The 21,728-nt window shown below is 69.8% G+C and carries 18 protein-coding genes; 9 read left to right on the top strand and 9 right to left on the bottom strand.

All coding sequences use genetic code 11. From position 1 onward, the window contains the following. Positions 1-78: 78 nt before the first annotated feature. On the bottom strand, positions 79-1,035 hold the full coding sequence (locus tag C6A86_RS01170; RefSeq protein ID WP_199196418.1) for a TIGR03564 family F420-dependent LLM class oxidoreductase: 957 nt from the start codon (positions 1,033-1,035) through the stop codon (positions 79-81). A 15-nt stretch (positions 1,036-1,050) separates the two neighbouring features. Here C6A86_RS01170 and C6A86_RS01165 point away from each other — a divergent pair, with 15 nt between their 5' ends. Beyond that, complete coding sequence (locus C6A86_RS01165) at positions 1,051-2,166, top strand: TDT family transporter (protein WP_105365988.1); 1,116 nt, start codon at positions 1,051-1,053, stop codon at positions 2,164-2,166. Between the two features lie 194 nt (positions 2,167-2,360). On the opposite strand, the gene C6A86_RS01160 is transcribed toward C6A86_RS01165, so the two are convergent. Next, a complete protein-coding gene (locus C6A86_RS01160; RefSeq protein ID WP_105365989.1) occupies positions 2,361-3,662 on the bottom strand; it encodes an acetyl-CoA C-acetyltransferase in 1,302 nt (433 codons plus the stop codon). Between the two features lie 46 nt (positions 3,663-3,708). Between C6A86_RS01160 and C6A86_RS01155 the strand changes: the two genes are divergently transcribed. Beyond that, positions 3,709-5,061 carry a 3-oxoacyl-ACP reductase gene (locus C6A86_RS01155; RefSeq protein WP_105365990.1) on the top strand — a complete coding sequence of 451 codons (1,353 nt, stop codon included), beginning with the start codon at positions 3,709-3,711 and terminating at the stop codon, positions 5,059-5,061. 33 nt (positions 5,062-5,094) lie between these two features. Then, positions 5,095-5,940: a MaoC/PaaZ C-terminal domain-containing protein gene (locus tag C6A86_RS01150; RefSeq protein ID WP_105365991.1), complete on the top strand. Its 846-nt coding sequence runs from the start codon at positions 5,095-5,097 to the stop codon at positions 5,938-5,940. Here C6A86_RS01150 and C6A86_RS01145 read toward each other — a convergent pair. Both C6A86_RS01145 and C6A86_RS01140 read right to left on the bottom strand, forming a co-directional pair. Further along, positions 5,937-6,539, bottom strand: a complete 603-nt coding sequence (locus C6A86_RS01145) for a TetR/AcrR family transcriptional regulator (protein WP_105365992.1) — start codon at positions 6,537-6,539, stop codon at positions 5,937-5,939. The genes C6A86_RS01150 and C6A86_RS01145 overlap by 4 nt on opposite strands. A gap of 19 nt (positions 6,540-6,558) precedes the next feature. Beyond that, the gene (locus C6A86_RS01140) at positions 6,559-7,719 is read right to left on the bottom strand and encodes a glycoside hydrolase family 3 N-terminal domain-containing protein (protein ID WP_105365993.1); all 1,161 of its coding nucleotides are present in this window, start codon (positions 7,717-7,719) and stop codon (positions 6,559-6,561) included. A gap of 107 nt (positions 7,720-7,826) precedes the next feature. Between C6A86_RS01140 and C6A86_RS01135 the strand changes: the two genes are divergently transcribed. From C6A86_RS01135 to C6A86_RS01125, 3 genes are read left to right on the top strand one after another with little or no spacing between them, the layout of a single operon-like run. Next, on the top strand, positions 7,827-8,000 hold the full coding sequence (locus C6A86_RS01135) for a DUF2613 domain-containing protein (protein WP_105365994.1): 174 nt from the start codon (positions 7,827-7,829) through the stop codon (positions 7,998-8,000). A 34-nt stretch (positions 8,001-8,034) separates the two neighbouring features. Then, positions 8,035-12,231: an alpha-(1->3)-arabinofuranosyltransferase gene (locus C6A86_RS01130; protein WP_311101257.1), complete on the top strand. Its 4,197-nt coding sequence runs from the start codon at positions 8,035-8,037 to the stop codon at positions 12,229-12,231. Further along, positions 12,212-12,769 (top strand): GNAT family N-acetyltransferase, encoded by a 558-nt coding sequence (locus C6A86_RS01125; RefSeq protein WP_105362799.1) that lies wholly within the window; start codon positions 12,212-12,214, stop codon positions 12,767-12,769. Before C6A86_RS01130 ends, C6A86_RS01125 begins: the two co-directional genes overlap by 20 nt. On the opposite strand, the gene C6A86_RS01120 is transcribed toward C6A86_RS01125, so the two are convergent. The 3 genes from C6A86_RS01120 to C6A86_RS01110 are packed head-to-tail and all read right to left on the bottom strand — an operon-like array spanning position 12,693 to position 15,314. Beyond that, complete coding sequence (locus tag C6A86_RS01120; RefSeq protein WP_105362798.1) at positions 12,693-13,292, bottom strand: GNAT family N-acetyltransferase; 600 nt, start codon at positions 13,290-13,292, stop codon at positions 12,693-12,695. The genes C6A86_RS01125 and C6A86_RS01120 overlap by 77 nt on opposite strands. A 58-nt stretch (positions 13,293-13,350) precedes the next feature. After that, a complete protein-coding gene (locus C6A86_RS01115) occupies positions 13,351-14,421 on the bottom strand; it encodes a PDR/VanB family oxidoreductase (RefSeq protein WP_105362797.1) in 1,071 nt (356 codons plus the stop codon). Next, positions 14,418-15,314 carry a metal-dependent hydrolase gene (locus tag C6A86_RS01110; protein WP_105362796.1) on the bottom strand — a complete coding sequence of 299 codons (897 nt, stop codon included), beginning with the start codon at positions 15,312-15,314 and terminating at the stop codon, positions 14,418-14,420. Before C6A86_RS01110 ends, C6A86_RS01115 begins: the two co-directional genes overlap by 4 nt. 86 nt (positions 15,315-15,400) lie before the next feature. Between C6A86_RS01110 and C6A86_RS01105 the strand changes: the two genes are divergently transcribed. After that, positions 15,401-16,378 carry a phosphotriesterase gene (locus tag C6A86_RS01105; protein ID WP_105362795.1) on the top strand — a complete coding sequence of 326 codons (978 nt, stop codon included), beginning with the start codon at positions 15,401-15,403 and terminating at the stop codon, positions 16,376-16,378. Here C6A86_RS01105 and C6A86_RS01100 read toward each other — a convergent pair. Continuing rightward, entirely contained in the window at positions 16,372-17,535 is a 1,164-nt protein-coding gene (locus C6A86_RS01100) for an acyltransferase (protein WP_105362794.1), read from the bottom strand. The genes C6A86_RS01105 and C6A86_RS01100 overlap by 7 nt on opposite strands. Positions 17,536-17,622: 87 nt before the next feature. On the opposite strand from C6A86_RS01100, the gene C6A86_RS01095 reads away from it, so the two are divergent. Together C6A86_RS01095 and C6A86_RS01090 are read left to right on the top strand one after the other, a co-directional pair. Continuing rightward, complete coding sequence (locus C6A86_RS01095) at positions 17,623-18,834, top strand: DUF3068 domain-containing protein (RefSeq protein ID WP_105362793.1); 1,212 nt, start codon at positions 17,623-17,625, stop codon at positions 18,832-18,834. Positions 18,835-18,872: 38 nt separating this feature from the next. Beyond that, a complete protein-coding gene (locus tag C6A86_RS01090) occupies positions 18,873-20,468 on the top strand; it encodes a hypothetical protein (protein WP_199196143.1) in 1,596 nt (531 codons plus the stop codon). Positions 20,469-20,521: 53 nt separating this feature from the next. Here C6A86_RS01090 and C6A86_RS01085 read toward each other — a convergent pair whose 3' ends face one another. Then, positions 20,522-21,694 carry a glycosyltransferase family 4 protein gene (locus C6A86_RS01085; RefSeq protein WP_105362792.1) on the bottom strand — a complete coding sequence of 391 codons (1,173 nt, stop codon included), beginning with the start codon at positions 21,692-21,694 and terminating at the stop codon, positions 20,522-20,524. Positions 21,695-21,728: the final 34 nt, after the last annotated feature.

Genomic DNA, 21,728 nt, shown 5'->3' with positions numbered 1-21,728 from the left:
AGTTTCACCTCGTTCCGGCTCTGTGGATCTGTCTCTCCCGAACCCGTCGTGCGGTCGACTGTACGCCTGTGACGACAATCACACCAGGGGTTTTTCGGCGCCCTCCAGATCAACGTCCAGCGCCCGCAGCAGGGCCCTCGTTCGGTCTCTGACCTCGGGTGACCGGTCGTAGACCACACCGACATACTCGTGCACGCCGGCGGCGCGCAGCTCGTCGATGCGGGCGGTCACCGTCGCCTCGTCCCCGATCAGTACCGCATCGGCGGGCCCGGCGTAGCCCTCCCGGTCGAGCATGGCCCGATAGGACGGCAGGTGCCCGTACATCGCGAACTGCTCGGCGGCCTGCGACCGCGCGCCGTCGACATCGTCGGTGACGCTGACCGGCAGCGCGGCCACCACCCGAACGGAACGCCCCTCGGGCACGGCCGCGGCGCGCAACGCGGGACCGACATGCTCGGCCAACGTTTTCGGCCCGGTCATCCACGTCACGGTGCCCGCGGTGCGCCGCCCGGCGATCTTCAACAGTTGCGGACCCAGCGCCGCGATGTACACATCGGGCTGCGCAGCGCCGGGGATCTGCAGCGCACCGCGGGTCGTGTAGATCTCCCCGGGCGCGTCGGCGGGCTCGCCCGCCAGCAGCGGCAGCAGTCCATCCAGATACTCGTTGAGCCGCCGCACCGACCGATCCCACGGAATGCCCCACATGCCCTCGGTGACCGCGGCGTGGGTCATGCCGAGGCCGAGGGTGAAGCGGCCGCCGGCGATCAGATTGAGCGTCAGGGCGCGCTGGGCCAACTGCATCGGGTGCTGATTCTGGATCGGCACCACGCCGGTGCCGACCTCGATGGTGTCGACCTCGCGCATGGCCACCGCCAGCACGGTCAGCAGGTCCGGCTCGTACGGCATCTGCGTCATCCAGATCCGGCGGAAACCCTCGTCACGCAGCTTGGCGAATTCCGACACGACGCCGTCGACGAGGGATGTGGCGCCCGATCCGGACAGTGACCCGAGGATGCTTATCTGCATGCTCCTCATGATGCCCGCCGCACGATGACCGAAACCGGGAGTCGGCTGGGAAACTTCGGCCCGAACTGGTTCGCCTCGGTGATGGGTACCGGGATCCTCGTCGTCGCCGGCGCCACGCTGCCGGTGCAGCCACCCGGGCTGCGGGTGTTCACCGAGATCGTCTGGGTGTGCGCGGCGGTCCTGCTGGTGGCGCTCATCATCGCGGTCACCGTGCAGTGGTTCCGTCACCCCACCGTCGCCCGCGGGCACGCGCGCAATCCGCAGATGGCGCATTTCTACGGCGCCGCGCCGATGGCGCTGCTGACGGTCGGTTCCGGCACCATGCTGGTCGGCAAGGATCTGATCGGCGAGAGCCTGGCCGTCGATATCAACTGGGTGTTGTGGACGGCGGGCACCATCGGCGGCCTGTTCACCGCGATGACCATCCCGTACCTGATGTTCACCCAACTCAACGTCGGCCCGGACGCCGCCTTCGGCGGATGGTTGATGCCGGTCGTGCCGCCGATGGTCTCCGCCGCGTCGGGGGCGATGCTGATCCCGCACATGGCGGCGGGCACCGGCCGCACCACCATGTTCTACGGCTGCCTCGCGATGTTCGGGCTGTCCCTGATCGCCGCGCTGATCATCATCACGATGATCTGGAGCAGGCTCGCGCTCTACGGCACCTCCGGCACCGCGCGGGTCCCGACGCTGTGGATCGTGCTCGGGCCGCTGGGCCAGTCGGTCACGGTGGCCGGACTGCTCGCCACCCATGCCCACCTGGCCGTCGCGCCGGAACTCGCGGCCGGCACCGAGATCTTCGCGATCCTGTTCGGGGTGCCGGTCTGGGGTTTCTGCGTGCTGTGGATCGGGCTGGCCGCCGCGCTGACCGTCCGCACCCTGCGCCGCGGGATGCCGTTCGCGCTGACCTGGTGGAGTCTGACGTTTCCGGTCGGCACGTTCGTCACCGGCACCACACAGTTGGCGGTGCATACCGGACTGCCGGCTTTCGAGGTGGCCGCTTCGGCGGCCTACGCCGGTCTGCTGTGCACGTGGGCGCTGGTCGCGGTCCGGACCGCGCGCGGCAGCCTGGCCGGCAGTCTGTTCGCCCCACCCGGCGCGGGACCGATCACCGCGTCCAAGGACGTGCGCGAAAAATAGAGAAGCCCCGTGTTGCCGTCGGGTCGGGGGGTCAGACGGCAACACGGAGCTATCCCATGTATCGACGGTGCTCCGGCTAGCGTTACACCGAATCCGAAAAACTTTTTTCGCAACTTCCCGAGCCGGGCCGAAACTGTATTCCAGCAGGGAAAAGGCGAGTGGACGCCGTCTGGAACGCAGTTTCGGCGAGGAAGCTAGGCCTCCAGGATGGCCGTCACACCCTGTCCGCCCGCGGCGCAGACCGAGATCAGGCCGCGCACCGGCTGCCCGGTCTGCTTCTTCTTCTCCGCCAGCTGCTTGGCCAGCTGCGCGACGATGCGCCCGCCCGTCGCGGCGAACGGGTGCCCGGCTGCCAGCGAGGAGCCGTTGACGTTGAGCTTGCTGCGGTCGATGGCGCCCAGCGGGGCGTCCAGGCCGAGCCGGCCCTTGCAGTAGTCCGGTGACTCCCAGGCCGCCAGGGTGGCCAGCACCACGGAGGCGAAGGCCTCGTGGATCTCGTAGAAGTCGAAGTCCTGCAGCGTCAGGCCGTTGCGGGCGAGCAGCCGGGGCACCGCGTAGGTCGGCGCCATCAGCAGCCCGTCCGGACCGTTGACGTAGTCGACCGCGGCGGTCTCCCCGTCGACGAAGTAGGCCAGCACCGGCAGGTTGCGCTCGGCGGCCCACTCCTCGGTCGACAGCAGCGCCACCGACGCGCCATCGGTCAACGGCGTGGAGTTACCCGCGGTCATGGTCGCGTCGCCGTTGCGGACCCCGAAGACGGGCTTGAGCTTGGCCAGCTTCTCGGCCGACGAGTCGGGGCGCAGGTTGTTGTCGCGGTAGACGCCGAGGAACGGGGTGACCAGATCGTCGAAGAACCCCCGGTCGTAAGCGGCGGCCATGTTGCGGTGGCTGGCCGCGGCCAGCTCGTCCTGGTCGACGCGCTTGACGCCCATCTCCTTGGCGGTGATGGCGGCGTGCTCACCCATCGACAACCCGGTGCGGGGTTCGCCGTTGGAGGGGATGTCCACCCCGAGGGCGGCGGGCAGCTTGCCGACCAGCTTGAGGCGGTCGAGGTTGGACTTGGCGCGGCGCACGCTGAGCAACACGCCGCGCAGGTCATCGCCGAAGGCGATGGGCGCATCCGAGGTGGTGTCCACGCCACCGGCGGCAGCCACCTGATAGCGGCCGCGGGCGATACCGTCGGCGGCGACGATCGCGGACTGCAGGCCGGTGCCGCAGGCCTGCTGCAGGTCGAAGGCCTGGGTGTACGGCGACAGTGAGCTACCCAGCACGCTCTCGCGCATCAGGTTGAAATCGCGGCTGTGCTTGAGCACCGCGCCCCCGATCACGGCGTCGAGCTTCTCGCCGCGCAGGCCGAACCGTTCGGCCAGGCCGTCGAGGACGGCGGTGAACATGTCCTGGTTGGAGGCGTTCGCGTAGGCGCCGTCGGAGCGGACGAACGGGATCCGGTTTCCGCCGAGGACGGCGACGCGGCGGTCATTGGTATTTGAAGGCATGCCCCAAGGTTACCCGCTAACCTTACTCTGGAGTAAGTTAGTCCCCATGGCTTCCGACTTGTTCTCCCAAGTGGTCAATTCCGGGCCCGGTTCATTCCTGGCCAAACAACTGGGCGTCCCGCAGCCCGAAGAGCTGCGCCGCTACCGCGCAGGCCAGCCCGCGCTGGCCGGATCGCTGCTGATCGGCGGGGAGGGCCGGGTGGTCGAACCGCTGCGCGCCGCCCTCTCCGAGGACTACGACGTCGTCTCGAACAACATCGGCGGGCGCTGGGCCGACTCCTTCGGCGGGCTGGTCTTCGACGCGACCGGCATCACCGAACCGTCCGGGCTCAAGGAGCTCTACAAGTTCTTCACCCCGGTCCTGCGCAACCTCGGTGCCTCCGGCCGGGTCGTCGTCATCGGCACAACTCCGACCGGCACCAACACCGCACATGAGTACATCGTGCAGCGCGCCCTGGAGGGCTTCACCCGATCGCTGGGCAAGGAACTGCGCCGCGGCGCGACCGTGTCGCTGGTGTACCTGGCCGACGACGCCGACCCGGGTGCCTCCGGCCTGGAATCGACGCTGCGCTTCATCCTGTCCGGTAAGTCCGCCTTCGTCGACGGGCAGGTGTTCCGGGTCGGGGCCGCCGCGTCGCAGGCGCCCGCGGACTGGGACAAGCCGCTGGCAGGCAAGGTCGCCGTGGTGACCGGCGCCGCCCGCGGTATCGGCGCGACCATCGCCGAGGTCTTCGCCCGTGACGGCGCCGCGGTGGTCGCGGTCGACGTACCGGCCGCCGAAGAGGCGCTGAAGGAGACCGCCGAGAAGGTGGGCGGGACGGCACTGGCACTCGATGTCACCGCGTCCGACGCAGTGGACCAGATCGTCGCGCACCTCACCGAACACCACGGGGGCAGGGTCGACGTCCTGGTCAACAACGCCGGCATCACCCGCGACAAGCTGCTGGCCAACATGGACGAGCCGCGCTGGGACTCGGTCGTCGCGGTGAATCTCCTTGCGCCGCTGAACCTCACCGAAGGACTGGTCGCCGCGGGCGCGCTCGGCGAGGGGGGCCGGGTGATCGGCCTGTCGTCGATGGCCGGCATCGCGGGCAACCGCGGCCAGACCAACTACGCGGCGACCAAGGCCGGCATGATCGGCATCGTCGAAGCACTCGGCCCGACGCTGGCCGACAAGGGCATCACCATCAACGCCGTCGCGCCCGGCTTCATCGAGACCAAGATGACCGAGGCCATTCCGCTGGCCACCCGAGAGGTGGGCCGCCGGCTGAACTCGCTGTTCCAGGGCGGTCAGCCCGTCGACGTCGCCGAGACCATCGCCTACTTCGCCAGCCCGGCGTCGAATGCGGTCACCGGCAACACGATTCGGGTCTGCGGCCAAGCCCTGCTGGGGGCGTGATGAGCGCTTGCGCGAAGAATAGAGGACACCGGCATGTCACAACCCAATAGCTTGCTGAACATGGCGCGCGCGGTCGCTGGGGCGCTGCCGTTCGTGCCTCGTGCCGGCGGCCTGCCCGATCGCCGGATCCATGTCCCCGAACTCCGGATCGACCCGGCCAACGTCGCCGCATACGCCAATGTCACCGGGTTGCGCTTCGACAACGCCGTGCCGCTGACGTATCCGTTCGCGCTGACCTTCCCGACCATGATGTCGTTGGCCACCTCGTTCGATTTCCCTTTCGCGGCAATGGGTTCGGTGCACACCGAAAACCACATCACCCAGTACCGGCCGATCACCGTCAGCGATGCGCTGGACGTGTCGGTACACGCGGAAAACCTGCGCGAGCACCGCAAGGGCCTGCTGGTGGACCTGGTGACCAGCATCAAGATCGGCAACGACCTGGCCTGGGAGCAGACCACCACGTTCCTGCACCAGCAGCGCACCAGCCTGTCCGGCGAGCCGCGCCCCGAACCACCCCGGCAGCAGAAGTTGCCGCCGCCCAACGCAGTGCTCAGCATCTCGGCGGGTCAGATCCGGTCCTATGCCTCGATCGGCGGTGACCACAACCCGATCCACACCAGTTCGATCGGCGCCAAGCTGTTCGGCTTCCCCACCGCGATCGCGCACGGAATGTTCAGCGCGGCGGCGGTGCTGGCCAATATCGAAGGCCAGTTACCCGACGCCGTGAAGTACTCGGTGCGGTTCGGCAAGCCGGTGCTGTTGCCGGCGCGCGCCGGGCTCTACGTGGACGCCACGGACACGGGTTGGGAACTGGCGCTGCGGCACCTGTCGAAGGGCTACCCGCATCTGACCGCGTCGGTGACCGGGCTGACCTAAACCTTCTCGGTCGGCTTACCTTTCAGGCCGCGCCAGAACAGGTTGATCATCAGCTCGGTGGCGTCGTGCACGCCGGCGTCACCGGTGCTGACCCGGTCCGCGATGGCCTCGCCGGCACCCACGAGCGCGACGGCCATCATGTTGAAATCGGCGTCTGGCTCCGGGTTCCGGGTGCCGGACTGCAGCAGCCTGCCGACCAGCTCGATGATCCGTTCGCGGCCCTCACGCACGGTGTGCGCGAAGGCCTGCGAGCTGGTGGCCTGGCTGTACAGCACGATCCACGAGGCGCGGTTGCTGTCGATATAGCCGAGGAACGCACCAACGGCGTTGCTCAGCATGTCCTTTGGGCTCTGGGTGAAGTCGATCCGGCCGCGTACCTCGTCGACGAACCGGTTCAGCTCGCGATCGAGGCACGCCCCGAAGAGCTCCTCCTTGGAGCCGTAATAGAGGTAGAGCATCGGCTTGGAGATCTGCGCCTCGGCGGCGATCGCATCCATCGAGGTCTCGTGATAGCCGTTGATGGAGAACATCTGCACGGCAGCATCGAGCATCTGCTGCTCGCGCACCGCGCGCGGCAACCGCTTGGTTCCACCGGCCATCGGCTCAGAGTACGGGTGATCAGCGGCCGCAGTTGGGATTAGGCCCCTTCGCGGCCGCCACCCGCTGCACCGACGCATCCACCGCGGCCGGTGACAGCTCCCCCGCCGCGACCGCCTGCTCGAGGCGGTCGAGCACGGCGGGCACCTCGGCGGTGGTGATCCACAGGGCGACATCGGCCCCGGCCTGCAAGGACTTCAGCACCGCCGCCGCGACCCCGTACTGCTGGTTGATCGCGGCCATGCTGGACAGATCGTCGGTGTAGACGAGTCCGCCGAAACCGAACTCGGTACGCAGCAGGTTGTAGGCCGCGGGACTCAGGCTGGCCTGCTCGCCGCCCGTCAGCCCGGGAACCTGCATGTGGCCCACCATGACCGCCACCGGCGGCTGCTTGGTGAGGGTGCGGTACGGGACCAGATCGTCGTTCTGCAGGTCGGCCAGTGGCGGGGTGGAGACCGCACCGGTGTGCGAATCGCCGGCGGCGCGCCCGTGGCCCGGGAAATGCTTGAGCACCGGCAGCACCCCGGCGTCGCGCAGGCCGCGCGCATAGGCACCGGCGTACTCGGTCACCGTTTCCGGGTCGTCCCCGAAGGACCGGTCCCCGATCGCCGCGCTCTGCTGGGTCAGGTCGACGACGGGGGCGAAGTCGACGGTGATGCCCAGGCCGCGCATCGCCCGGCCGCGTTCCAGCGCGATCCCGTACACCTCGTCGGGGGTCTTGGTCTGGGCCAGCTCCCGTGCCGAGGGCTGGCTGCCGATCACGCCGGCCAGCCGGGACACCCGGCCGCCCTCCTCGTCGACGCTGACCGCCAGCGACAGCGGCCCCGCGTTCGCCGCGATGTCGGCCAGTGGCGCGCCGAGCATCGACTTGTCGGTCCAGCTGCCGATCATGATGCCGCCAACGTGCTGGTCGGCGACCACCGCGCGGGCGTCGGCGGCGTCACTGACGCCGACCATCAGCAGCTGGGCGAGCTTGTCACGGGTGGACATGGTGGCGATATCGCAGAATCCGGGCGCCGGTGCGGCAGGCAGCGGCTGATCGAACGAGGCGTTGGTCGGGACGGCCGGCCCGCTGCTCACCGGGGCCGGCGGCGCGGCCGCCTCCTGCGGTTCGGCGGGCGAGCAGGCCAGCAGGAGACCGGACAGCGCGGTCAGGGCACCGAGTGCGCGCGACATCGACATGGGTCCCCACAGTAACTTGCGGTTCCGTTCCGGGGCAGTCCGCCGAGCGCCGGACCTCCTGATCCGCCGAAGTCACCCCGGCATTCTGACGTGCTAGGTTGGCGGGCATGGAACGGTTCGTCGTGCCCGCTGCGGCCAGCATCGTGGTCGGCCTGCTGTTGGGCGCGGCCTCGATCTTCGGCGTGACGCTGATGGTCCAGCAGGACACCAAGCCACCGGTGCAGTCGGGCGACCCCGCGTCCTCGGTGCTCAACCGCGTTGAATACGGCGACCGGGCCTGACCCGGGCGCGCCGACAGCCGGAGTTCGGAATCAACTGTCGCGGCGTTGGCTGTGGCTGGTCGGCACCGCTTCTCTGATCCTGGCGTTCATCCAGTCGCCGGGTCGCATCTCTCCTGACACCAAACTCGATCTCACCGCCAATCCGCTGCGGTTCCTGGCCCGCGCCGCCGATCTGTGGAACAGCGACCTGTCCTTCGGCCAGGCCCAGAACCAGGCCTACGGCTACCTGTTTCCGCACGGCGCGTTCTTCCTGGCCGGCGACGTGCTGGGCGTACCCGGCTGGGTGACCCAACGGTTGTGGTGGGCGCTGCTGCTCACCGTCGGGTTCTGGGGTCTGCTGCGGGTGGCCGAGGCGCTCGGCATCGGCACCACCAGCTCACGGGTCATCGCCGGATGCGCGTTCGCGCTGTCCCCACGGGTGCTGACCACCCTGGGCGCCATCTCCTCGGAAACGCTGCCGATGATGCTGGCGCCCTGGGTGCTGCTGCCCGTCATCCACGCCATGCGCGGTGACGACCGCATCCGCCTGCTTGCTGCGCGCTCGGCCGCGGCCGTCGCGCTGATGGGCGCGGTCAACGCCGTCGCCACCCTGACCGGCTGCCTGGCTGCCGTCATCTGGTGGGCCGCGCACCGCCCGAACAGGCAGTGGTGGCGGTTCACCGCGTGGTGGGCGCTGTGCACCGCACTGGCGATCACCTGGTGGTCGGTGGCGTTGGTCATGCTGGGCCGCATCAGCCCGCCGTTCCTGGACTACATCGAGTCCTCCGGTGTCACCACCCGCTGGCTGTCGCTGACCGAGGTGTTGCGCGGCACCGACAGCTGGACGCCGTTCGTCGCGCCCACCGCCACCGCCGGCTCGACACTGGTCACCAGTTCGGTCGCGGTGCTGGCCACCACCCTGGTGGCGGCGGCCGGTATGGCCGGTCTGGCGATGCGCACCATGCCGGCCCGTGGGCGGCTCATCGCGATCCTCTTCGTCGGGGTCACCCTGCTGGCCGTCGGCTACTCGGGCGGGCTGGGGTCCCCGGTCGCCACGCAGGTGCAGTTGTTCCTCGACGCCGACGGCACCCCGCTGCGCAATGTGCACAAGCTGGAACCGTTGATCCGGCTGCCGCTGGCGTTGGGACTGGCGCATCTGTTGGGGCGGATCCCCTTGCCCGGCACCGTCTCCCGACCCACCTGGGTGCGAGCGTTGGCCTACCCCGAACGCGACAAACGGGTCGCCGTCGGCCTGGTCATCCTGACCGCACTGGCCGCAGGCACCTCGCTGGCCTGGACCGGCCGGTTGACACCGCCGGGCAGTTTCGAGGCGATCCCCGGCTACTGGCACGACACCGCGTCCTGGCTCGATGAGCGCAACACCGACCGCGGACGCGTGCTGGTCGCTCCGGGGGCCCCGTTCGCGACGCAGGTGTGGGGCAACAGTCACGACGAGCCGCTGCAGGTACTGGGCCACAGCCCGTGGGGTGTGCGCGACTCGATCCCGCTGACACCACCGGAGACCATTCGGGCCCTCGACGCGGTGCAACGGCTCTTCGCCGCCGGCCAGCCCTCCGCCGGACTGGCGGATACGCTTTCCCAGCAAGGCATTTCGTTCGTCGTGGTGCGCAACGACCTGGACCCGGAAACCTCGCGGTCGGCCCGCCCCATCCTCGTGCACCGCGCCATCGACGGGTCGCCAGGCCTGACCAGGGTGGCCGAATTCGGCGAACCCGTCGGTCCGGGAACCCTGGAGGGGTTCGTCACCGACAGCGGCCTGCGCCCGCGGTACCCGGCGGTGGAAATCTACCGGGTCGATGACGCAAGCCCAGGGCCGTACCTGACCGACCTGGACGCGATGGCCCGCGTCGACGGCGGCCCGGAAGCCCTGCTGCGCCTTGCTGAACGACGCCGGCTTCAGGGCCGGGAGCCGCTGGGCCCGATGCTGCTGACCGCCGATGCGCAGCGCGCCGGTGTCGGCGCCCCGCTGGTGACGGTGACCGACACCCCACTGGCCCGCGAAACCGACTACGGCCGCGTCGACAACCATTCCTCGGCGGTGCGGACCCCCGACGAGCGCCGACAGACCTTCAACCGGGTGATGGACTATCCGGCGGGCACCGACCCGCTGTACGCGCGGTGGACCGGCGGGAACATCAGCGTGTCCAGTTCAGCGTCGGATTCGACTGCGCTGCCCAATGTTTCGCCGTCCTCCGGGCCTGCGGCGGCGATCGATGCCGATTCGTCGACCAGTTGGGTGTCCAACTCGCTGCAGACCGCCGTGGGCCAGTGGATGCAGGTCGACTTCGACCACCCGGTGACCAATGCCGCGGTCACCATCACCCCGAGTGCCACCGCCGTCGGCGCCCAGGTCCGCCGCATCGAGGTGGCGACGATCAACGGCACCACCACCCTGCGTTTCGACGAGCCCGGCAAACCGCTGTCCGCGGCGCTGCCGTTCGGTGAGACGCCGTGGATGCGGATCACCGCCGTCGGCACCGACGACGGCTCGCCCGGTGTGCAGTTCGGCATCACCGATCTGTCCGTGACCCAGTACGACGCATCGGGATTCGCTCACCCGGTCACGCTGCGGCGAACCGTGGACGTGCCGGGCCCGCCGGCGGGGTCCGCGGTCGCGCAGTGGGACCTCGGCTCGGAACTGCTGGGCCGGCCGGGCTGCGCCGACGCGCCCGACGGCGTCCACTGCGCGGCCACCATGGCGCTCGCGCCCGAGGAGGCGGTGAACATGAGCCGCACCTTGACGGTGCCGGAAGCCACCGCGGTGACCCCGACGGTGTGGGTGCGGGCGCGCCAAGGCCCGCGACTGGCCGATCTGATCAGTGCGCCCGGAACCACACGCGCCACCGGAGATTCCGACCTGATCGACGTACTCGGATCGGCCTACGCCGCCACCGACGGCGACGTGCGCACCGCGTGGACGGCACCACAGAACAACGTGCAACTCAAAAAGCCGCCGACGTTGACGGTGACACTGCCCGAGCGCACCGAGGTCGCCGCCCTGACCCTGACGCCCAGTTCCACGGTGCTGCCGGCACATCCGACGATGGTCGCGATCGACCTGGGCGCCGGACCGCAGGTGCGCCGCCTCGACGGCGACGGGCCGCAGACGTTCGACCTGTTCCCCACGGTCACCGATACGGTGCAGCTGTCGATCCTGGACTGGACCGACGTGATCGACCGCACCGCACTGGGTTTCGACCAGCTCAAACCGACCGGGCTGGCCGAGGTGACCGTCCTGGACACCGCGGGCAAGCCGATCGCGGCACCCGACCCGGCCGACCGGGACCGCCCGATCACTTTGCCGTGCGGCAAGGGGCCGATCATCGGTGTGGCCGGGCAGTTCATCCAGACCTCGGTCGCCACCACCGTCCGTGCGTTGCTGGACAACGAGCCCATCGCCGCGCAGCCCTGCCAGTCCAAGCCGGTCACCCTGCCCGAGGGGCAGCAGGAGCTGGTGGTCAGCCCGGGTGAGGCATTCGTGGTCGACGGTGTCCAGCTGGCCACCCCGCGTGCCGCTGAACTGCGCACGGCACCGACCGTCGACGCGCACACCGGGACGTGGTCCTCCGATCACCGCGAGGTCGAGGTGGCGGCATCCGACCACGACCGGGTGATCGTGGTGCCCGAGAGCGTGAATCCCGGGTGGGTCGCGCACAGCGAGGACGGCACCGCGCTGCGGCCGATCACCGTCAACGGGTGGCAGCAGGGTTGGGTGGTCCCCGCGGGCACCAGCGGCACGCTGGCCCTGACCTTCCCCGCCAACCTGACCTACCGGATCGGGCTCTTCGGCGGGCTCGCGCTGCTGCCGGTGCTGGCTCTGCTTGCGCTGCTGCCGATCCGGCGCAGGAACACCGGTGAGCCGGTGCAGCCGTGGATGCCCGCACCGTGGCTGACCGCCGCCGCGGTCCTGGCGGTGGGCGGGCTGATCAGCGGGGTCACCGGCATCGTGGTGGTGGCGGCGGCGGTCGGCGTCCGGTACCTGCTGGCGGGGCGGGCCTGGTCGGAGAAGATCACCGTCGGGGTGGTCGCCGGCGGGCTGATCGCCGCCGGTGCGGTCCTGTCCCGCGGTCCGTGGCGCTCGGTGGACGGTTACCTCGGCCATTCGGCCGGGGTGCAGTTCCTCGCACTGCTGTCGGTGGCGATGCTCGCGGCGTCGACGGTGGATCTGCGCCGGCCCGGCACCCGAACACCATCCGGTGGCGAGGAGACAGATGACCGACCCGCATCGTGACACCGCCCATCGGGTGCGACGCGTCAGCAGAACCGACTGGGACTGGATTGCGTCGTGGTACCGCGATCCCGAACTGGACCGGCGGCTCGGCCCCATGGACGAATCCTGGCTGGAGCATGTGCTTGCCGACGACAGCGGCGCGCAACTGGTGGTCGAGGACGACACCGGCACGCCGGTCGCACTGGTGGGCTGTGTGTGGGATCCCTCGGGCTCTGGGCACGTCATCACCGACCTGGCGGTCGCACCGGCACTGCGCGGTTGCGGGGTCGGCCGACACGCGCTGGCCGTAGCACAACACTGGCAGGGCCACCCCGAAACCCATTGCTGGACGGCGTTCGTCGACGATGACAATCGGGGCGCCTTCACCTTCTTCTCGGCGATCGGCTGGACCTACACAGGCGTCGATGACGGCATGCACCGCTTCCGGACCGACGCGCGATGGCCGGGCTCGGCGGTGCCGGTCACTGCGGAGCCGAAACCGCCTGGCGCAGCATCGAATACACCGTCGGACCGTCCTGGATCTGCGTCGTGGCGGTGACGGTGAATCCCGCTCGTTCGTACAACCGGACATTGCGGTCGTCAGAGGTTTCCAGCGCCGTATCCGCGGTCACCCGCGATGCGTCGACTTCTGCGAGCGCGGCCCCGATCAGCGCGGCCCCCAGCCCATGACCCTGGGCCTCGGGATGCACGCCCAGCGTGGCCAAGTTCCACACCGCGTCCGGAAGAGGCGGGGTTTCGGCGGCGGCGACGACAGCCAGCCGGGCCCCGTGCAACTCGGCCACCTGAGCTTGTAGGTCATCCGATGGTGCAGGCGCAGAGGGCGATAGGACCGCGATCACCCCGTCCACATCGCCGGCACCGATTCCGCCGACGAGCACGATGCCGTGCTCGAGCGCATGGCCCAGATAGAGCCGTTGCAGACGTTGCAGACGGACCGGGTAGTCATCGGCGGGGATGGACCAGCGCGTCCACGCATACGATTCGAAGGCGGCGGCCAGGGTCTGCGCGGCGGCATCCAAGTCGGCAGCACCGGCGGGCGCGATCCTACTGGGCAACGACACTGCGACTCCTTGTGCAACCGTACGTGTTCGCCGGCCACCATACCCGGACGCCTCGCGGCTAGATGTCGAGTGTCAGACGCGACGTGAGCGAACGGGATACGCAGGGCAGCATCGACGTCTCGCGCTCCTCGGCGGTGAGCCTGTTCTCCCGGTGCTCGGGAGTGCCGGCCAGCACTCCCACCCGGCAGGTTCCGCAGAACCCTTGGCGGCACGAGTAGGCGGTGTCGGGCCGGTGCCGTACCAGGGCGTCGAGCACCGTTTCGTCCGCGGCCACCGGCAGTACCGCACCGCTGCGCGCCAGTTCGACCTCGAACGCCGTGCCGTCCCGCACCGGCGGAGCACTGAACCGCTCGAAATGCAGTGCGGCGGCGCCGGATCGGTCGAAGTTCTGGCGCACCGTCTCGATCATCGGGGGCGGCCCGCACACATAGACCGCGCCGCCGGCCGGTGCGTGCCCCAGCAGGTCGTCGACGGTGGGCAGACCGTGCTCGTCATCGAACCGGATGCTCACCCGGGACGGGTCCCACGACGCGATCTCGTCGAGGAACGGGATGGTCGACGCGCTGCGCCCGCAGTACACGAAATGCCAATCGGTGCCCAGCCGTTGGGCGGCGAGCACCATCGGCAGCACCGGGGTGATGCCGATACCGCCGGCGATGTAGAGGGCCCGTTCATACGGGATGAACGGGAAGCCGTTGCGCGGGCTGCGCACGGTGACCGTGTCGCCCACCGACAGCGCATGCATCTCCAGCGATCCGCCGCCGCCGTCGGGTATCCGGCGCACCGCGATCCGGTACTGCGACCGATCCTGCGGGTCACCGCACAGCGAGTACTGCCGGCGACGCCCGGACGGCAGGTGCAGATCGAGGTGACTGCCGGGCTGCCAGGCGGGCAGTGTCGCGCCGTCCGGTGCGGCGAAGGTCAGTGCGACGACATCGTTGTCCTGCGCGACGACGGTGCGCCCGGCCACCAGCAGGGTCAGCGGGGCATCTGCGCCGCGGACGGCCCGTTCGTCGGCGTAGTCGGCCTGGGTGACACGCCCCAGCCAGAACCGGTCCAGAAGCGAGACAACGAAGTTCGTTGCCCGATCGTCGAGCGGTGCGCCCAGCGGTGGCGCGGTGCGCTTCACCGAGCAGCGGCCCGCGCAGCGGGCGAGGAGGCGAGGTAGGCCACCGCCTGGGCGGTGTCACCGACATCACCGGGGTGATACCGCGGCGAGAAGTATTGCAGCCCGCGCCAGGTGGTGTGCGTGATCGACGGTGCCACGCCGCGGCGCCCGGAGCGGATCAGGCCGCGCCAGATCGCTTTTCGCTTGCGCCGCGACAGCGTGAGGTTCGGGTCGACCCGCATCAGGTAGCGGGTGGCCTGCCACAGTAAGTACAGCAGCATCGGACCCGCCACCACCTGGGCCCAGGCCCGCCGCGCGTAGTTGTGGTCGAAGTAGCGCAGCACATCGTGGGACACCATCCGGTGCTCGACCTCTTCGGCGCCGTGCCAGCGCAGCAGGTCGACGATGGTGGGATGCGCCGTCTGGCCGTTGAGCCGCTTGGCGTTGAGCACCCAGTCACCCAGGAACGAGAAGATGTGCTCCAGCGCGGCCATCACGGCGAGCCGTTCCACCAGGTAGTTGTGCGCCTTGGCGCCGGTGGCGTCACGGGGCCCGAGCAGGCTGCCGAACACCCAGTGCGCGCGGTCGAGCACCGGGGTCGGGTCGATACCGTGGCGTTGCAGGTATTCGTTGATGCCGGAGTGGGCGTTGGCGTGCATGGCCTCCTGGCCCATGAACCCGATGACGTCCTCGCGGAGTTTCTCGTCCTCGATGTGTGGCAACGCCTCTTTGAGGATCTCGACGAACCACTCCTCGCCGGCGGGCAGCAGCAGGCTCAGCCCGTTGTACAGGTGCGATGCGTACGGATCGTTGTACACACACTGAGCGGGCACGTCGGTGAGGTCGAATTGCACCGCGCGTGCGTGCAGCGCGATCGCCGCACCGTCCGGGGTGTCCGTGTCCAACTTCTCCATCCGCGAAACGGTACCCCTGGTACCGGGTAGATGTCGATACGCCCGAACCGCCCCGGCCGCCGCAGGCCGCTCTTAGCATCGGCGGGGTGGCCGAAACACACACCGCACGCGGGCCCGTCGACGCCGCTGACCTCGGCGTCACACTCATGCACGAGCACGTCTTCATCATGACCACCGAGATCGCCGAGAACTATCCGGAGGCCTGGGGCGATGAGGATCGCCGCGTCACCGACGCGATCGCCCGTCTCAACGAACTCAAATCCCGCGGCGTGGACACCGTCGTCGACCTCACGGTGATCGGGCTGGGCCGCTACATCCCGCGGATCGCGAAGATCGCGGCCGCCACCGAGATCAACATCGTGGTGGCCACCGGCCTCTACACCTACAACGACGTGCCGTTCCGGTTCCACTACCAGGGCCCGGGCACCCTGCTCGACGGACCCGAAATCATGACCGAGTTGTTCGTCCGCGATATCACCGACGGCATCGCCGACACCGGTATCAAAGCGGCAATCCTGAAGTGCGCCACCGACGAACCGGGTGTCACGGCCGGCGTGGAACGGGTGCTGCGGGCCGTGGCGGCCGCACACCGGGAGACCGGTGTGCCCATCTCGACCCACACCCACGCCGGCAGTCGGCGCGGTCTGGAGCAGCAGCGGATCTTCGCCGAAGAGGGCGTGGACCTCAGCCGCGTCGTCATCGGTCACTCCGGGGACAGCACCGACCTGGACTACCTGGAGGAGCTCATCGCGAGCGGCTCCTACCTGGGCATGGACCGGTTCGGCATCGACTCGATCCTGCCCTTCGAGCAGCGCGTCGACACCGTGGCCCGGATGTGCGAACGGGGCCATGCCGAGAAGATGGTGCTCTCGCACGACGCGTCCTGCTATTTCGATGCGCTCCCCGAGGACATGGTGTCGGTGGTGATGCCCAACTGGCATTACCTGCACATCCACAACGACGTCATCCCGGCGCTGAAACAGCGCGGGGTGACCGACGAACAGCTCACGACCATGCTGGTGGACAATCCGCGCCGGATCTTCTCCCACGGCGGCGGCTACTGAGCCAGATCAGCCACCGCGCTGTCCCGCGGTGCCGCACGACGGTGCCGGGCCTCCCAGCGCAGCAGCGCCTCCCGGCACGGTGACTCGACCAGCGCATAACTGACCGCGGCGATCGCGAATCCGAACACCAGCGTCAGCGCCAGCACCACCGGCATATGGCCGTTGAACGGGAAATACCCCATGATCGGGAACACCATCGCCAGGGCGGCCAGGTGCCAGATGAACAGCCCGTAGGACCAGCGTCCCAGCGTCACCATCACCGGGCTGCCCAGGAAGCGGTGTGCGGTATCGGGCGCGTCGAGCACCAGGGGCGCTAGCAGTGTCCCGGCCACGATCGCGCCCATCGTCGTCTTCACCACGAACTGGGCGACGGTCCCGGGCGTCAGCCCCTCCGGGCCGGCCAGCGGCGAGGCCGCCACCAGGAACGCCGCCAGGGCCACCGCCGCCATCAGCAGCCGGCGCCGCGCCAGCCGGTGCGCCCAGCCGACCCGGCTGACCGACAGCTCGGCCAGCACGATGCCCGCGGCGAACCAGGAGAAGAAGGCCGGCGGCCAGTTGAGCGGGTTGACCCCATAGGGCGGGTCGAACGGGATCAGGCCCCACGCCAGGCTCGCCGCTGCCAGGACGATGACGGCCGGGATGCGCGCACCCACCGGCAGCCGCCGGGCCAGCAGCGCCAGCACCGGCAGCGCGATGTAGAAGCAGACCTCCACCGACAGGCTCCACATCTGGGTCAACCCCGAGGTAAGCGTCAGCGGGACGTAGATCTGGGTGAGGGTCAGATTGGCCAGCCACACCGTGAAGCCGGCCCCGGCATCGGGCATCAGCGTCAGGATGACGATGACGGCGACCAGATAGCCGGGCATGATGCGGACCAGCCGCGAGCGCAGGTAGTGCCCGGTCGGCGGGCGGTGCCGCAGCCCGCGTTCGGCGGCGGCGTGCCCCCGCCACAACAAAAAGCCCGACAGCGCGAAGAACACCGCGACCGCCAGATCGAAGCGGCCCAGCAGCCTGCCGGTGACCCCACCGGTGTTGCCGGTCTGGAACGCCACGTGGGTGATGACGACCCCGATGGCCGCGCAGGCCCGCATGCCCTCGACGGCAGGCAGAAAGCTGCGCGTGGCACCCGAGGTGGTGCGATCGCCGGGCGCCGTCATGGCGACCAGTGTGCCCGATCTGCATCGTCACAGTTCTCGCCCTCACGGTGTGCTGTTAGGGTCGTCAGCGACCGAAGGGAGCACGGGTTGAACCGCGCCGTCGCCCTGCGAATTGCCGCATGTGGACTTCTGGGGCTGGGTGCTGCCCTGTTGATCGCAGCCCTGCTGCTCTCGACATACACCCAAGGCAAGATCGCCAAGATCCCGCTCGATCTCGACGCCGACCTGATGAGTGAGGGCACCGGCACCGCGCTCGATCCGGCGTCACTGTCCTCCGGGGATGCGTTCGTCATCGACGAGAACGTCCCGGTGGCCCTTCAGCAGCAGCTGAGCGTGGAGGCTCCGGCCAACGCCGACGTGGTGACCCTGCAGGTCGGTAGCTCGCTGCGACGCACCGACAAACAGCAGGACGAGGGTTTGTTGCTGGCGCTGGTCGATACCGTCACGCTGGACCGCTCCAGCGCGCTCGCGGTGTCCAGCGACACCAATCCCGGCGGTGCGGTGCAGAAGCCGCGCTCCATCGAGGACGACAACCCGCCGACCAACGTCGCGCTGCCGCACGAGGGGCTGTCCTACCGCTTCCCGTTCGACACCGAGAAGAAGACCTACCCGTACTTCGATCCGATCGCGCAGCAGGCCTTCGACGCCAACTACGACGGCGAGGAAGACGTCAACGGGCTGACCGCCTTCCGGTTCACCCAGAACGTCGGCTACGACGCCGACGGCAAGCTGGTCGAGCCGGTCAAGTACGCGTCGCTGTACGACAACGACGAGGACGCCGAAGTGACCGCGCGGGCGTCGCTGTGGGGCGTGGAAGCCGAGGATCCCGAAGATCCGGTCACCATGACGCGGTACTACGCGGCGCAGCGCACCTTCTGGGTCGACCCGGTCACCGGCACCATCGTGCGGGCCAAGGAACACGGGTACCACTACTACGCGCGGGATGCGCTCAGGCCCGAGGTGACGTTCGCCGATTACACCGTGACCTCGACCGAGGAAACGGTCGAGGCACAGGTCGCCGCCGCGCGTGACGAATCGGACCATCTGGCGTTGTGGAGCCGGATCCTGCCGATCACCTTCACCGCGCTGGGTCTGGTGACCCTGGTGGGCGGCGTGCTGCTGGGCTCGTTCGCACTGCGGGCCGAGTCCGCGCTGATCGATCCCGGTCTGGACGGATCGGACCGCGGCTTCTTCGGCCGGCGCGACGACGAATCCGGGCCGATGCCCGCCGCCGAGGCGCAGACCGAGAAAATCCCCACCCGACGGCCCACCGACCTGCCGCCGGACCGACCGGTCTGACCGCCCCTGCATCACCGGCCACCGCCCACCGGCGGTGGATCGGGCCTGCATATTCGCTCGTCCTGACGCTGGTCGTCACCGCACCGCTGCTGGCGCCGGGATATCTGCTGTTGCGGGACGCGGTCTCCACGCCGCGCTCCCATCTCTCCGACGCCGCGCTCGGTCTGACCCAGGCCGCCCCGCGTGCGCTGCCGCAGGACTTCGTGGTCGCGCTGCTTTCACGGGTGATCGACGGCGGCGTGCTGGTGAAGCTGCTGCTGATCGGCGGGCTGTGGCTGGCCGGCTGGGGCGCGGCGCGACTGGTCGCCCACGTGCTGCCCGACGTCGGGGTGGCGGGCCAGTGCGTCGCGGCCACGGTGGCCATCTGGAATCCGTATGTGGCCGAACGGCTGCTGCAGGGGCACTGGAGCCTGCTGGTGGGCTACGGCTGCCTGCCCTGGGTGGCCACGATGATGCTGCAACGCCGGTACTGGCCGCTCGCGTTCTGGATCGCGCTGGCGGGCCTGACGCCGACCGGGCTGTTGCTGGCCGCGGTCGTCGCGCTGGTGTGCTGCCGGGGGTGGCGCGATATCGCGATCACCTCGGCGGTGGCGGCCGGCGCGGCAGCGCCCTGGCTGGTGGCCGCGGTGATGGCGGACTCGCTCGCCTCGACGGCCGGGGCCGGGGTGGCGGCGTTCGCGGCCCGCGCCGAACCCGGGCTGGGCACCTTGGGCAGCCTCGCCGGACTCGGCGGGATGTGGAATGCGCAGGCCGTACCCGGTTCACGCACCACACTTTTCGCATTGCTGGCCACCGTGGTGCTGCTGGCCGTGGTGTGCGCGGGTCTACCGGCGGCGATCCGCCGCCCGCAGGCCCGCCCACTGCTGGTGCTCGCCGTCCTCGCGGTGGCGCTGCCCGCGGCGATGGCCACCGGACCCGGGATGGCGGCGCTGGAAGCGGTGATGCGGGCCGTGCCGGGGCTGGGGTTGCTCCGTGACGGGCAGAAGTGGGTGGCGTTGGCCGTCCCTGGCTATGCGCTGGCCGCCGCGGGGGTGGCGCGGCTGGGCCGTTCGGCGGCGGTGGTGGGCTGTGTGGCCCTGATCGCGGTGCTGCCCGATCTGGCCTGGGGTGTGGGCGGGCAGATGCGTTCGGTGACCTACCCGGCGGGCTGGACGACGGTTGCCGCGATGATCAATGCGGACCCCCGACCGGTGGCGGTGCTGCCACCGGACAGCATGCGCCAATTCGATTGGGCCGGTGACGCTCCGGTGCTCGACCCGCTGCCGCGCTGGGTGTCCGCGGAGGTGCTCGGCAGCGGCGACCTGGTGATCGGTGGGCAGACGGTGCCCGGCGAGGGTGCGCGCGGCCGCGAGGCGACCCGGCTGCTGCTCGAGGGGGCGTCCCAACGTGAGCTGACCGATGCCGGGATCGGCTGGGTGGTCGTTGAATCAGGTTCGGGCGCATTGGATTTGCCGGTGGCTTACCGTGACGGCGATATCGCGTTGTACGACGTCGGCGGCACGGCACCGGCGGCCTCGGGGCGGGGCCTGTTGATCGCCGCGCACGTGCTGTGGCTGGTGATCCTGACCGGCGCCGGGGTGGGCGCGCTGATCACCCGCCGCCGTTCACTGCACTTGCCGAAACTGCGTTCCTGAAGGCGTGTGCTCGCAATTCTCCGTCTGGAATACAGTTTCGGCGCACCGGTTGGTCAGACGACGCCGCTGACGAACCGTCCCGCGTGCACCGATTCCAGCACGGTGCGCATCGCGTCCGCGCTGAGCACCCAAGAGAATTCCGCACTGCGGGTCCGCGCCTTGGCGCCCAGTTCGTCGCGCAGCACCCGGTCGGTGAGCAGCCGGCGCAGACCGTCGACCAGGTCGTCGGGGCCGTCCACCAGCAACCCGGTGACACCGTCGACGACAGAGTCCGTCAACCCGCCGGAGCTGCGGTAGCCGATCGTCGGCACGCCGTGCTGGGCGGCCTCGATGACGGCCAGCCCCCAGCCCTCCTTGCGCGACGGCATCAGGTGCACCCAACTCTGTTGCACCACATGATGTTTGACTTCGTCGTCGATGTGGCCATGGAAGGTGACGGCATCGGCGATCCCGAGCGCCGCGGCGTGGTCGACCAGCCGCTGCTCCCACCAGCCGCCGCCGACGATGTCGAGGTGCAGGTCCGGGATCCGGCGGCGCAGCACCGCCACCGCGTCCAGGGCGTCCTCGATCTGCTTGTGCGGCACCAGTCGGGAGAGCACCGCCACCCGCGGGGTGGCGGAGCGCCGCGCGGTCAGCGATGCCTGCGGCGCCTCGTCGACGCCGTTGCGCACCACCGCGATCTGTCCGGGGGCCACCCCCAGGTCGGTGAGCTCGCGCGCCGAGGGCAGCGACACGGTGACGTACTGATTGCGCCGGTGCATGGCCGGCGACAGCCGCGATTCGACGAACCAGCCGAACCGGCCGGTGCGCCGCCCTGCCACCGGCCACTGCTCCCGGTGGCAGTGGTGCACCAGCAGCACCGAGCGCCTGCCGTAGGCGAGCCGGGCCAGGAAGGGGATTCCGTTCTGGGTGTCGATGACGACGTCCGGCCGGGCGCGTCGCAGCGGACCCAGTCCGACCCGCGCGGCCACCATCGCCAGCCCCGCCCAGACATACACCGAGTAGGGCCCGCCGGCGCGGCTGACCGTCACCCCGTCGAGGCTGTCGCGGCGCGGGGCGCCGGGGTAGCGGGCGGTACGCAGGGTGACCGCCACCCCCGAGGCGGCCAGTTGCGCGCCGATGCGCTGCAGGTAGGCCTCGCTGCCACCGCCCTGCGGATGCCCGGTGTCGCGCCAGCCCAGCAACAGCACACGCTGCACCTGGGGGTCACGGGAAGCTCGGGGCATAACGTCGCCCAGCCTAACCGCCCCGCCGGCAACG

This window comes from Mycobacterium sp. ITM-2016-00316 (assembly GCF_002968335.2).
Classification (GTDB): domain Bacteria; phylum Actinomycetota; class Actinomycetes; order Mycobacteriales; family Mycobacteriaceae; genus Mycobacterium.
The sequence above is the reverse complement of the archived record's forward strand: the minus strand, read 5'-3'. Positions and strand labels throughout refer to the sequence as shown.